Source organism: Bacillus sp. NPDC077411, from assembly GCF_044543425.1.
In the GTDB taxonomy this organism is placed as follows: Bacteria; Bacillota; Bacilli; order Bacillales; family Bacillaceae_G; genus Bacillus_A; species Bacillus_A bruguierae.
This window is the reverse complement of sequence record NZ_JBITWA010000006.1, coordinates 121,327-133,792: the sequence shown is the minus strand read 5'-3', so window position 1 is coordinate 133,792 and position 12,466 is coordinate 121,327. Positions and strand designations below refer to the sequence as shown.

The following is a 12,466-nucleotide window of genomic DNA, read 5'->3' as shown; positions in this document are numbered from 1 at the left end:
AGAACTTCTTTTACACAGGTAATAAAATGCGCTCTGAACACGCTCCAATTTCATCAATATCTTGGCGGATAGATGCCATCTTATCATCAAGTTCTTCAGCTTTCATCGCAGCATCATGTAATTCGTTTTTTAAATACTCAGGGATATTTCCTTCATATTTATAATACATTTTATGTTCTAAACTTGCCCAGAAATCCATTGCTAACGTACGTAATTGAATCTCCGCAAAAACATCTTGTGTTCCTGAATTTAATGCTAATGGGTACTTAATAATCATATGGAGACTTTTATAGCCGTTTGGTTTTGGTACTTTAATATAATCTTTAACTTCTACGATTTCCATATCTGTTCGTTTTTCTATCAATTTTCTTAAATAATAAATATCTTCCACGAAACAACATGTAATTCGAATCCCAATAATATCGAATAAATGTTGTTGGGCGTTTTCGACAGTTGGTGCTAAGTTTTTTCGTTCTAGCTTTTTGATAATACTTTTTGGTTGTTTTAATCGTGTTTTTATATGTTCAAACGGGTTGTAGTCATCTAGAAACTGCGCTTCCCGGTTCATAATTTCGAATTTTGTTTTCAGTTCTTCAAGAGCAAATGTATAAGGCAATACAAATGCTTTCCAGTAATTAACTGTTGTTTGGTTATACTCCATTTTATACACACCTTTTTCTTATTTGGAAAGTAAGGTTGCTTAAACTAAATACCAAATCATATACGCACATGCTGCGAATGATGAGATCATAAAGCGATAACGTGTTTTCATTAGATGTTCCTCCTTTATATGTGGGATTTATTGTATGTAAAATCTGTACACTCTTTATACTAATCGATTGATGTGAATTTCGTATGAACAAATTGTTTCAGTTTGTTGTCTTTTTTGTATTCTCTTTAGTTGGTCCGCAAAATGGTAAAGACAAAATGGTTTTGTGGGGTTCCAGTATAGTGCTAATAGTGATTATGATATTTTTTGTAATGGGGACTTTTTTTGGAATCAGCCATAATTTTATAAATTTCTACTAACCCCATTTATACAAAATAAAGATAATTTTGTGTAATATGAAATAGATATATTTTTTGTCATAGGGGGGATATGATGAATCAAGTAGATAGAAAGAGAGTGCAACAGGTAGCACATATTCTTGAAATTCCACATGATTATAAACTTGTTGTTGATGATGAAAAAGTAAATGAAGATGTTCATTTATTATGGTGGGAGAAACAGGAGAATCCTGAAGAATACATTCAAGTCTGTTTACAAAAAGAAACAGGAGAGTTAATGGAATTATCCATACATAAAGAGTGTGCCCCAAAGCAGCTAAGTGTAAGTAAAGAGCAAGGAAAAAGCATTGCGGATGCATTCTTGCAGCAACATGCATCGCATACATATAAAGAATGTACAGCTATTTATATGAATGAAAGAAAAGAGAGTGTTTCTATTGAATATAGGCAGGAAGTAAATGGGTATTCGTTGCCTCGAACAGGTTGTGTAGTTGAAGTTGATGTATATGGGAGTGTTATTAAATTTAGAAACGAGGGCATAAAGGAAAAACCATTGTGGCCGTGTTCTATTGTAGAGAAAGAAGTTGTTACAAAACAGTTGAAGCAAAGACAGAGTATGGAGCCTATCTTTATACATCTTTCCAATTCGTTGTTTGAATGGGAGGATGGCGAAATAGAAGAAGGTTATTATCTTGTATATGAACCGATTCCTTCACATGCTTTTATTCATGTACATACTGGGGAAGACTTGCATGATCGTAGTCATTATGTGATTGAAACAAGGGAATTGCCAGCTTTAAGTGAGAAACCACAACTGGAAGTAAATATTGATCATTTATTTAATATTGATAAAAACGTCATGAAGAAAGTACGTGAAGAAGAGGGGGAAACAGAGAAGACAATTGTTTGGGCAAAGTTACCAGATAAACAAGGTGATACAGAAGAATATGACAAATCTTTCGATGCGTACTGGAAGCAACATTTTCATATGTTGCAGTATGAAACGTCAATTATCGTGAAAATAGATAAAGAAACAAATGAATTGCTTGAATATTATGAGCAAGGAAGTCACGGAGGAAAACCTGTATTAACTCGTGAACAATGTTTTGCAAAAGCACTACAATTTTTAGGAAAGGTATTTCCAAATTACGAACAATATCTTCGGGTTTGGAGCAATCAAGACGATCGGAATGAGGAAGATCCAGGACACTTTTATTTTTACGTATATGTAAATGGTATTCGGATAGAAGGTGAGTTGGTGCGCGTCGTTGTGGATGGAGAAACCGGCCGAATAAGAATGTATAGTGGTACATCGCAAAGTCTTATTCAAAAGCTGCTCACTTATGACAAGGAAGTGAAAGTGAGTAAAGAGCAAGCGTTAGAGCGGTATTGTCAATCGCTTCGTGCAGAATTAAGGTGGTTTGAAGAAGGTGAACAAGAGTCTCCTCGGTATCAACTTATTTATAGCCAAACAACGGCAGAAATCAATGAGAAATATAATGGAGATTATAGCGGTAGACGAGAAATTCGCTATATAGATGCGAGTACGGGAAAAGCAATTTGGTGGAAAGTTTGAAATGATTGTATCTAGAAAATGAATAAACAAAAAACAAACTATTAAGGAATGTTTTTCGCCTTGTCCATAAAGCTGTACAGACACAAACAATCACTCGCTCACATACAAATAGTAAAGACCACTATTTTTGCGGGGGTGAAGAGGTTGAGTCTGTTCGCCGCAATTGGATATATGATTCGTGAAATGTTTGTTTTCGTATCGTATGTCAAAAATAATGCATTTCCACAGCCGTTGTCGCCTGATGAGGAAAGGAAGTACTTAGAGCTTATGGAGCAAGGGGATGCGCATGCAAGAAATCTCCTCATCGAGCATAATTTACGTCTTGTGGCACATATTGTGAAGAAATTTGAAAATACAGGAGAAGATGCAGAAGATTTAATTTCCATTGGCACGATAGGTTTAATTAAGGCAATTGAAAGCTATTCGCAAGGAAAAGGAACGAAACTAGCAACATATGCGGCTCGTTGCATTGAAAATGAAATTTTAATGCATTTACGTGTATTAAAGAAAACGAAAAAAGACGTTTCTCTTCATGACCCAATTGGACAGGACAAGGAAGGGAATGAGATTTCCTTAATCGATATTTTAAAGTCAGAATCAGAAGATGTAATTGATACGATTCAACTGAGTATGGAGCTTGAGAAAATTAAAGAGTATATCGACATATTAGATGAACGGGAAAAAGAAGTGATTGTAAACCGATTTGGTCTTGGTATGGAGAAAGAAAAAACGCAGCGGGAGATTGCGAAAGCACTTGGTATATCGCGGAGCTATGTATCACGTATTGAGAAGCGGGCATTAATGAAGATGTTTCATGAATTTGTTCGTGCGGAGAAGGAAAAGAAAGGGAAACATTAAAGAAGAAAAGTGCTTGCTTTTATTCGAAAGCAGGCACTTTTCTTCTTTAAATAAAATGAAGCTTCTATGATAAATCTATGTTCACGGTTGAAAATGATGGGTTCTATCTGTAATATTAAAAGGTGCTAATAATTTATGATATAGAAACAAGAATAGGAAAAACTATATGTAAGGGTCTTATTCCAACATTATATATCATAGTAGGGGGTTTCGCAGTTTGCGACGTACGTTATATCGATTATTGATTGAACTTACAAACGGTCGTTTTACGTCCTATATATTGCGTAAATTTGCACAGTCTCGTTTAAGCTCAACTATTATTCCATCTTATGCGAAAGTATTTCAAATTAAACAAGATGAGATGGAGAAGGATTTAAAAGAGTATCGAACGCTTCATGAATTATTTACGCGTAAATTAAAAGAGGGTAAACGATCAATTGATACAGAAGAGTCTACTATTGTGAGTCCGGTTGATGGCGTTTTTGCAGATCATGGTCCCATTAATGAGGCAAAAATGTTTGAAATCAAAGGAAAACAGTATTCTATTGTAGACATGCTTGGTACGGACGAAAGGGCAACGCGTTACGCAGGTGGTACATACATGGTTATTTATTTAAGTCCAAGCCACTACCATCGTATTCACAGTCCACTTTCTGGTACAGTGACAGAGCGCTTTGTACTTGGAAGGAAGTCATATCCTGTTAATGCAGCAGGTATGAAATATGGAAAAGATACGTTATCTAAAAACTATCGATCTGTAACAGAGATAGAGAGCAAAGGCGAGCGGATGGCGCTTGTTAAAGTAGGTGCAATGTTTGTGAATAGTATTGAACTGTTGCATGAGAGAGAAACTATGCAAAAAGGTGAAGAGATGGCCTATTTTACATTTGGCTCCACAGTCGTGCTATTATTTGAAAAAGGTATGGTTGAAGTCGTTCAATCATTAGCTAGTGGACAAGAGGTTCGTGTTGGTGAGAAAGTTGCAACTCGATTATAAAAGAGCCGTCTTATAAGATGGCTCTTTTTACAGGTGAAGCAGTATCTATTTCTGGCATAATAGGCAGTAAGTCTTTAGGGAATCTCGTTCAACTAATCATAAGCGGTTAAATGCCACCTATGGAAGTTTTACTGTATATATACTCAAGACGATTTTAAAAGCTTGTCCTCTAATGAGCGTCTAATGATTTCTTGTTTAATAAGTAAAATGAAGTCAGGATTTAATTTTAGCTCTTTTGCTTTATAATAAGACTCGGTGAGTAATTCAGTAGATAACTGTTCCATATGTTTCGCCGTCAAGGCGGTTCACCTCCTGCGAAAAAGGAAATTTGTCTCATTTAATGTACCAAAAATTGTCTTATGTCACAATCTGTTGATTATCCACATTCTGTAGTGGATAAGATGTGTAAAAATTGTTGATAATTTTCGAATTCCCTGAATTTAACAGGTGGGAAATTGTGTACAAGTTTATCCACAGATGCATAATCGAAAAATGCTGTCGAAAAATTTTATCTAACTTTAACAGGCAGTAACTGTTAGATAATTTATCACGCTCTTACAGAAAGTTACGAGAAGAATGACTTTCTGTAAGAGCCCGATAAGTTCAAGCTAACCAATTTGAGAGAAAACCGCTCTCAAATTGGAAGTTGAACTTTACAAAACTCCTCAAAGAGGTGAAAGATATTGAGTTTATTTTTACCGAATGAATATGTGAAAAACGTGTATCATATTCAACCTGAAGAATTAAAAAACCGAGGCATAAAAGGAATTATTACTGATCTAGATAATACCTTGATTGAATGGGATCGTCCGAATGCGACACCGCAATTGGAAGAATGGTTTGCAAAAATGAAGGAACACGGCATTCAAGTGACAGTTGTTTCGAATAATAACGAACAACGTGTAAAAGATTTTGCTGATCCACTTGGTATTCCGTTTATTCATAGTGCACGTAAGCCACTTGTTCGTGCTTTTAAACGAGCACTAACGAAAATGAATCTACGTGCGGAAGAAGTAGTTGTGATTGGAGATCAAGTATTAACAGATGTGCTTGGAGGTAATCGTGTTGGATTGCATACGATTTTAGTTGTTCCAGTTGCAAAAACAGATGGATTTATGACTCGTTTTAATCGAAAGATTGAGCGTAGAATTATGCGTAACATGAAGAAAAAAGGTTTAATTAATTGGGAGGAATAAAGTTTGACTGAGACATTTAAATGTATTGGATGCGGCGTTGCCATCCAAACAGAAAATAAAAATGAAGTTGGTTATGCACCCGCTTCTTCGTTAGAGAAAGAACATATCATTTGTCAGCGTTGTTTTCGCTTAAAGCATTACAATGAAATTCAAGATGTGTCATTAACAGATGATGATTTTTTACGCATTTTAAATGGAATTGGACAATCTGATGCATTAGTTGTTAAAATTGTTGATATTTTTGACTTTAGTGGAAGCTGGCTTCCGGGTCTGCATCGCTTTGTTGGAAATAATAAAGTACTTCTTGTCGGTAACAAGGCGGATTTAATTCCGAAATCAGTAAAACAGGAAAAACTTACACATTGGATGCGCTATAGTGCAAAGCAACTTGGCTTAAAGCCGGAAGATGTTTTCTTAATTAGTGCAGCAAAAGGTCAAGGTATTGAAGAGCTTGCGAACGCGATTGAACAATACCGTGATGGAAAAGATGTGTATGTTGTTGGATGTACAAATGTCGGAAAATCAACGTTTATTAACCGTATTATTAAAACGTTTAGTGAAGAAACGGAAAATGTTATTACGACATCGCATTTCCCAGGTACAACGCTAGACTTAATTGACATTCCGCTTGATGAAAATTCATCTTTATATGATACACCAGGGATTATTAATCATCATCAAATGGCGCATTACGTTGGAAAGCAAAGCTTAAAAATAATTACGCCAACAAAAGAAATTAAACCGATGGTCTTTCAACTGAATGAAGAGCAAACGTTATTCTTTGGTGGACTAGCACGATTTGATTATATAAGTGGTGGTCGTCGCTCGTTTATTTGTCATTTATCGAACCGTCTTACGATTCATCGTACGAAGCTTGAAAAAGCAGATGCGTTGTATGAAAATCATGCCGGGGGATTATTAAATCCGCCAACACCAGAAGAACTTGAAAACATGCCTGAGCTCGTGAAGTATGAGTTTACCATTCATGAACCGAAAACAGATGTTGTATTTTCAGGTTTAGGATGGGTTACAGTGAATGAAGCGGGCGCAAAAATTGCAGCACATGTACCAAAAGGAGTTAGTGTTTCATTACGTAAATCTTTAATTTAAAGTGGTGAGGACTTATGAAACAATTATATGGGGTAATTGGGAATCCAATTGGACATTCCTTATCACCGCTTATGCATAATGATGCATTGTCTCATTTAGGGATAGATGCCCATTATCATGCTTTTCTCGTTCAAGAGAGTGAATTAGGCGAAGCGGTGCAGGGATTGAAAGCACTTGGAGTTGTTGGGTTTAATGTGACAACACCGCACAAAGTTTCGATTATGCAGCATCTAGACGAAATTGATCCTTTGGCAGAACAAATCGGTGCGGTCAATACAGTGCTTCATAAAGACGGGAAATTAATTGGCTATAATACAGATGGAATTGGATATGTTCGTTCATTGCAATCTATTAGTAAAGAGCCGTTAACGAACAAACGTATTTTACTGCTCGGAGCCGGCGGTGCGTGCCGTGCGATTTATTATTCACTTGCAGATGCTGATGTGAAAGAGATTGACATTGCGAATCGTACAGTAGAGAAAGCAGAGCGGCTTATTACAGATTGTAGAAGTGAGGTCGTGTCTTCGGCGCTTTCTTTAGAAGAAGCAACAGATAAACAAGCACTGTATGATATTATCATCCATACAACGACAGTAGGGATGCATCCTCGTGTAGAAGATACACCGCTACGCATTCGAGATTTGAAAAAAGGAAGCATTGTGTCTGATATTATTTATAATCCGTTTGAAACGAAGTTATTGCAAGACGCGAAGGCGCATGGAGCGATTGTACAAAATGGCATTGATATGTTTGTCTTTCAAGGCGCACTTGCATTTGAAATTTGGACGGGACGTTTGCCGAATATAGAACGAATGAAACAAATAGTAATGAAAAAGCTTGGAGGCTAAATACATGTTAACAGGAAAACAAAAACGATTTTTACGTGCAGAGGCGCATCACTTAACACCAATTTTTCAAGTTGGTAAAGGCGGCGTAAATGAAAATATGGTAAAACAAATTGCAGAAGCGTTAGAAGTACGCGAGTTGATCAAGGTTAGTGTACTGCAAAACTGTGAATTTGATCGCCATGAAGTAGCAGAAGAGGTTTCACAAGGTGCAAAAGCTGAACTTGTACAGGTCATCGGAAGTACAATCGTCTTATATAAGGAATCAAAAGAAAATAAACGTATTGTGTTACCAAAAACAAAGTAACGATTTCTAAAAGTTAGTTGAACCAATCGAGTTCGTATAGGTTTCTCGTTTTGTCATAAATGAGAACTATCACCTATAAGAACGAGGTAAAGGGGCGTTTTCTTTGAAGAGAATCGGGATTATTGGCGGGACATTTGACCCGCCTCATAATGGACATTTGTTAATTGCAAATGAAGTGTATGATGCATTGGGACTTGATGAGATTTGGTTTCTACCAAATCAAATCCCCCCTCATAAACGAGATAAGGAAGTTACAAGTGTACGTAATCGTTTAGAAATGATTCATTTAGCAATTGAACAAGACATGCATTTCTCTACTTGTTTAGCGGAACTGGAACGAGAAGGTCCGTCATACACATATGACACTATGTTACAATTGACAAAGGAGCATCCAGACGTTCAATTTTATTTTATTATTGGCGGGGATATGGTTGAGTATTTACCAAAATGGTATAACATCGATGAATTGTTAAAGCTCGTTACGTTTGTCGGCGTTGCTCGTCCTGGTTATACACTTTCTACGCCTTATGACATTGTAACGGTAGAAATTCCGGAGTTTGCTGTTTCTTCTTCGCTTCTGCGCGAACGTTTTACAAAGAAGAAGACATGCAAATATTTACTTCCTAAAGGAGTACAGGAATACATTGAGAGGAATGAGCTATATGGATCGTAAACGAGCGCTTGAAATTGTGAAACACCAAATGCATGAAAAGCGTTATATTCATACACTTGGTGTCATGGAAACGGCTATCGAACTTGCAAAGCAATATGGTGTTGATGAAAAAAAGGCGGAAATGGCAGCGATTTTTCACGATTATGCAAAGTGTAGACCGATTTCAGAAATGGAAGAGATTATTAAGCGAGAAAATTTGCCAAAAGATTTATTGCTTTATAATAAAGAATTATGGCATGCGCCGGTCGGGGCATATTTAGTAGAACGAGAAGTCGGTATTACAGACGCTGATATATTACAAGCTATTACGTATCATACAAGTGGACATGAACAGATGACGATGCTTGATAAAGTGATTTACGTGGCTGATTATATTGAACCTGGTCGTAAGTTTCCGGGCGTTGAAGAAGCACGGAAGTTAGCGCGAGAAGATCTTAATCAAGCGTTATTATATGCTTTAAAGCATACGATACAATTTTTAATGGAAAAGAATCAAACGATTTATCCATTAACATTCCAAACATATAATGCAGTCATTAAGGAGGACCTTACGAAATGAAGGACAGAGAATTATTAGTATTGGCAGCGCGAGCAGCTGATGATAAAAGAGCAGAAGATATTGTTGTGTTGAATATGCAAGGGATTTCCCCGCTTGCTGATTATTTTGTAATTTGTCATGGTAACTCAGATAAACAAGTGCAAGCAATCGCTCGTGAAATTAAAGAACAAGCGCATGAAGTGCAAGTTGATGTAAAACGCATGGAAGGCTTTGAAGAGGCACGTTGGGTACTAGTTGATCTTGGTGATGTTGTTGTACACGTATTCCATAAAGATGAGCGTAATTATTATAATTTAGAACGTCTTTGGGGCGATGTACCGCGCGAAGATGTTACAGAAGAGTTAGGTCAATGAGATACGAACAATTTGCATTGTTATACGATGAGCTAATGAATGATGTCCCATATGAAAAATGGGTGGAATTTACGGAACAAAGCTTGGAGCAAATTGGTAAAACAGATGCGAAAATTCTCGATGTAGCCTGCGGAACAGGGAATGTTACGTTGCCTCTTGTGCAAAAAGGATACGATGTAACGGGAGTAGATTTATCAGAAGAAATGTTAACAATTGCTCAGCAAAAGTTAGGTGAAGAAGGACAATTTATTCCTTTTTATCAACAAGATATGCGTGAGTTAGATGTTCCAGGCGAGTTCGATTGTGTGACAATTTTTTGTGATTCTTTAAATTATGTATTAGAAGAAGAAGGTATCCAAGAGACATTCAGGCGTGTGTATCATCATTTGCGTCCAGATGGTTTATTTTTATTTGATGTGCACTCTCTTTATAAAATTCATCATGTATTTCAAAATGAAACGTATACAATGAATGAAGATGAAGTTTCTCTCATTTGGAACTGTTTTCCAGGTGAAGAGCCAAACAGTGTGGAACATGATTTGACATTTTTTGTACGAGATGAAGAAGAGGATGTGTATCATCGGTTTGATGAATTGCATATGCAACGTACATATTCTGTTGAAGAGCTGACGAAGTGGCTTGAAAAAGCTGGTTTTACTGTTCGTCGTGTGACAGGGGACTTCGAAAGAGTAGAAGTAACAGAACAAACAGAGCGTATTTTCTTTGTCGCTACAAAAAATGTATAATAAAAAAGCAACCGAGAATGGTTGCTTTTTTATTATATAGCAAAAAATAAAATATTTTATGAAGGAATATAGTTGTTTTTGTCGTAAAAGATATATTAAAGTTTATTAAATTGCTGTTCTATGTGCTCTACATCCTCTTCGTACTTTTCATGTGTTCGTTTTAACACCTTGTTAAACATATCTCCAATATGTTCTTCTAAAATCCGAATCCCTTCTCCGGTTATACCGCCTTTTACGCAAACTTTCTCCTGTAAAGTCGGTAAGGTGAAAATTTGTTTTTCTAGCAGTTTTCCCATTCCGATAATCATTTCACTCGTTAAAACAGTAGCTTCTTCACGTGTAATATTTGTTTCCTCTACAGATGCGTCAATAAATCGTTGTAATAAATAGCTGAAAAATGCCGGGCCGCAGCTTGCGATATCAGATGCTACTCTCGTGATATTCTCCTCAATGATGATAGGTTTAGAGATTTTTTGAAACAAGTTCAATATGCGTCTTTGCCATTCTTGTGAGCAGTTTTCCCCAAATGTGCATAGAGAGACTCCAGCTAATGCGCGATTTGTAATACTTGGAATAATGCGAGCAACGTGACAAGATACAATTGTTTCTAATTGCTCGGTAGATATGGGACTTGTAATGGAGATTAGACATTTATCATTGGTAAGAATCGAAGCATGTTTTGTCAAAACAGGATGTATGTCGAATGGTTTTACACAAATGAAAATCAGTTCAGAACGTTCGATTACTTCTTGAATTGTTTTTGCTATATGAATAGAAGGATACTTCTCTTTTATATGATATGCTTTTGCGAAAGTACGATTAATGATGGTAAGACACGAAGGTTTGACAGCGCGGGCTTCGATACATGCATCAATAAGTATACTCCCCATATTTCCTGTTCCTATTATTCCTATGTTCAATGTTTCATCCCCTCCTTCGTAACATCTTTCTCCTAAACAATATGAAGTTTATTTGGAATTTATGAATTAGAGGTGCAAAATGATGATGATGAATTTGCCAAGAAAGTGGTTCGTTTTGTTTGCAGCAATTGGTGTCATCAGTATTTTGTTTGTATGGCAAACAAAAGGTGGACAAGAACAATCGGCAGTGAAAGTGGAAGCGAATTCGAGGATGGAAGAAAGAAAGGAGAAAACAAAGGTAACAGAACCTAAATTGCAATCGAAAACGATCATTGTTGATACGAAAGGAGCTGTGCATCGTGAAGGGATATATGAATTACAAAGCGGAGCGCGGGTGAAAGATGCTGTTGAAAAGGCAGGAGGTTTTTTACCGGAAGCAGATGTAACAAAAGTAAATTTAGCGCAGCTTGTACAAGATCAAATGATGATTTATGTGCCGAAAAAAGGAGAAGCCGCTACGAATGGATCGCCCTTGTCAGAAGGGAAAATACAAATAAATATAGCGACAAAGGAGCAACTTGAAAAAATATCTGGCATTGGTCCTAGAAAAGCAGAAAATATTATAAAGTATCGCGAGCAGCATGGCCCCTTTCAAAAAATTGAAGATTTATTAGAGGTCGATGGAATTGGTGAAAAATCGCTGGAAAAAATGAAAGATGAAATAATTGTTCATTAAATAAACATTGACGACTTTTTTCTTATTTCGCTACACTATAAACAGATTTTAAAAGTAGGTGAAGATAATGGAACGAGTTTCTTGGGATCAATATTTTATGACACAAAGTCATTTATTATCACTTCGTAGCACGTGTACAAGGCTTGCGGTTGGCGCGACAATTGTGCGTGATAAACGTATTATTGCTGGTGGCTATAATGGGTCGATTGCCGGCGGTGTGCATTGTATAGATGAAGGTTGCTATGTGATCGATAATCATTGTGTGCGTACAATTCATGCAGAAATGAATGCGCTGCTGCAATGTGCGAAATTTGGTGCAAAAACAGATGGTGCGGAAATTTATGTCACGCATTTTCCGTGTTTACATTGCTGTAAGGCGATTATTCAAAGTGGTGTTACAGCAGTGTATTATGCACAGGATTATAAAAATCATCCGTATGCACTTGAGTTGTTTGAGCAAGCAAATGTAAGAGTAAAACATGTTCCTCTTGCATTTGACGTAACAACATTAGAAGAACGACAGAAAATGCAGGAGCTAAAACAGCTTTTGTCTTCTTTACAAACTGACGAAGTGACGTTAGAACAGTTACAACAAGTATTACTGCAGGCAAAAAATATGGTATAAACCGTGAGGTGAGTACG

The 12,466-nt window shown here is 36.6% G+C and carries 16 protein-coding genes; 13 read left to right on the top strand and 3 right to left on the bottom strand.

Annotation, left to right across the window (positions count from 1 at the left end):
- Positions 1-10: 10 nt before the first annotated feature.
- Positions 11-661, bottom strand: a complete 651-nt coding sequence (locus ACIGHG_RS10540; protein WP_336471188.1) for a GTP pyrophosphokinase — start codon at positions 659-661, stop codon at positions 11-13.
- Positions 662-1,099: 438 nt separating this feature from the next.
- On the opposite strand from ACIGHG_RS10540, the gene ACIGHG_RS10535 reads away from it, so the two are divergent.
- The 3 genes from ACIGHG_RS10535 (at position 1,100) to ACIGHG_RS10525 (ending at position 4,439) form a co-directional block, all read left to right on the top strand.
- Entirely contained in the window at positions 1,100-2,584 is a 1,485-nt protein-coding gene (locus ACIGHG_RS10535; RefSeq protein WP_336471189.1) for a YcdB/YcdC domain-containing protein, read from the top strand.
- Positions 2,585-2,728: 144 nt separating this feature from the next.
- Positions 2,729-3,442 (top strand): RNA polymerase sporulation sigma factor SigK, encoded by a 714-nt coding sequence (sigK, locus tag ACIGHG_RS10530; protein WP_336471190.1) that lies wholly within the window; start codon positions 2,729-2,731, stop codon positions 3,440-3,442.
- A gap of 217 nt (positions 3,443-3,659) precedes the next feature.
- On the top strand, positions 3,660-4,439 hold the full coding sequence (locus ACIGHG_RS10525; RefSeq protein ID WP_090916743.1) for a phosphatidylserine decarboxylase: 780 nt from the start codon (positions 3,660-3,662) through the stop codon (positions 4,437-4,439).
- A gap of 143 nt (positions 4,440-4,582) precedes the next feature.
- On the opposite strand, the gene sda is transcribed toward ACIGHG_RS10525, so the two are convergent.
- Positions 4,583-4,738, bottom strand: coding sequence for a sporulation histidine kinase inhibitor Sda (gene sda / locus ACIGHG_RS10520; protein WP_139207688.1), 156 nt, complete (start codon positions 4,736-4,738; stop codon positions 4,583-4,585).
- Positions 4,739-5,122: 384 nt separating this feature from the next.
- On the opposite strand from sda, the gene ACIGHG_RS10515 reads away from it, so the two are divergent.
- The 8 genes from ACIGHG_RS10515 to ACIGHG_RS10480 all read left to right on the top strand — a co-directional run bounded on the left by ACIGHG_RS10515 (position 5,123) and on the right by ACIGHG_RS10480 (position 10,228).
- Positions 5,123-5,635 (top strand): YqeG family HAD IIIA-type phosphatase, encoded by a 513-nt coding sequence (locus tag ACIGHG_RS10515; protein ID WP_090916742.1) that lies wholly within the window; start codon positions 5,123-5,125, stop codon positions 5,633-5,635.
- Positions 5,636-5,638: 3 nt separating this feature from the next.
- Complete coding sequence (yqeH, locus tag ACIGHG_RS10510; protein ID WP_336471191.1) at positions 5,639-6,745, top strand: ribosome biogenesis GTPase YqeH; 1,107 nt, start codon at positions 5,639-5,641, stop codon at positions 6,743-6,745.
- A gap of 14 nt (positions 6,746-6,759) precedes the next feature.
- Complete coding sequence (gene aroE / locus ACIGHG_RS10505; protein ID WP_336471192.1) at positions 6,760-7,593, top strand: shikimate dehydrogenase; 834 nt, start codon at positions 6,760-6,762, stop codon at positions 7,591-7,593.
- A 4-nt stretch (positions 7,594-7,597) separates the two neighbouring features.
- On the top strand, positions 7,598-7,897 hold the full coding sequence (gene yhbY, locus ACIGHG_RS10500) for a ribosome assembly RNA-binding protein YhbY (protein WP_335514217.1): 300 nt from the start codon (positions 7,598-7,600) through the stop codon (positions 7,895-7,897).
- A 103-nt stretch (positions 7,898-8,000) separates the two neighbouring features.
- Positions 8,001-8,570 (top strand): nicotinate-nucleotide adenylyltransferase, encoded by a 570-nt coding sequence (locus ACIGHG_RS10495; RefSeq protein WP_090916734.1) that lies wholly within the window; start codon positions 8,001-8,003, stop codon positions 8,568-8,570.
- Positions 8,560-9,129, top strand: coding sequence for a bis(5'-nucleosyl)-tetraphosphatase (symmetrical) YqeK (gene yqeK, locus ACIGHG_RS10490; RefSeq protein ID WP_336471193.1), 570 nt, complete (start codon positions 8,560-8,562; stop codon positions 9,127-9,129). Before ACIGHG_RS10495 ends, yqeK begins: the two co-directional genes overlap by 11 nt.
- Complete coding sequence (rsfS, locus tag ACIGHG_RS10485; RefSeq protein WP_090916730.1) at positions 9,126-9,482, top strand: ribosome silencing factor; 357 nt, start codon at positions 9,126-9,128, stop codon at positions 9,480-9,482. The genes yqeK and rsfS overlap by 4 nt, the downstream gene beginning before the upstream one ends.
- Positions 9,479-10,228 (top strand): methyltransferase domain-containing protein, encoded by a 750-nt coding sequence (locus ACIGHG_RS10480; protein ID WP_336471194.1) that lies wholly within the window; start codon positions 9,479-9,481, stop codon positions 10,226-10,228. The genes rsfS and ACIGHG_RS10480 overlap by 4 nt, the downstream gene beginning before the upstream one ends.
- Positions 10,229-10,323: 95 nt before the next feature.
- On the opposite strand, the gene comER is transcribed toward ACIGHG_RS10480, so the two are convergent.
- Entirely contained in the window at positions 10,324-11,148 is an 825-nt protein-coding gene (gene comER, locus ACIGHG_RS10475) for a late competence protein ComER (RefSeq protein WP_336471195.1), read from the bottom strand.
- An 82-nt stretch (positions 11,149-11,230) separates the two neighbouring features.
- On the opposite strand from comER, the gene ACIGHG_RS10470 reads away from it, so the two are divergent.
- Complete coding sequence (locus ACIGHG_RS10470; RefSeq protein WP_336471417.1) at positions 11,231-11,824, top strand: helix-hairpin-helix domain-containing protein; 594 nt, start codon at positions 11,231-11,233, stop codon at positions 11,822-11,824.
- Positions 11,825-11,891: 67 nt separating this feature from the next.
- Positions 11,892-12,449 carry a ComE operon protein 2 gene (locus ACIGHG_RS10465; protein WP_336471196.1) on the top strand — a complete coding sequence of 186 codons (558 nt, stop codon included), beginning with the start codon at positions 11,892-11,894 and terminating at the stop codon, positions 12,447-12,449.
- The last annotated feature ends 17 nt before the right edge of the window (positions 12,450-12,466 follow it).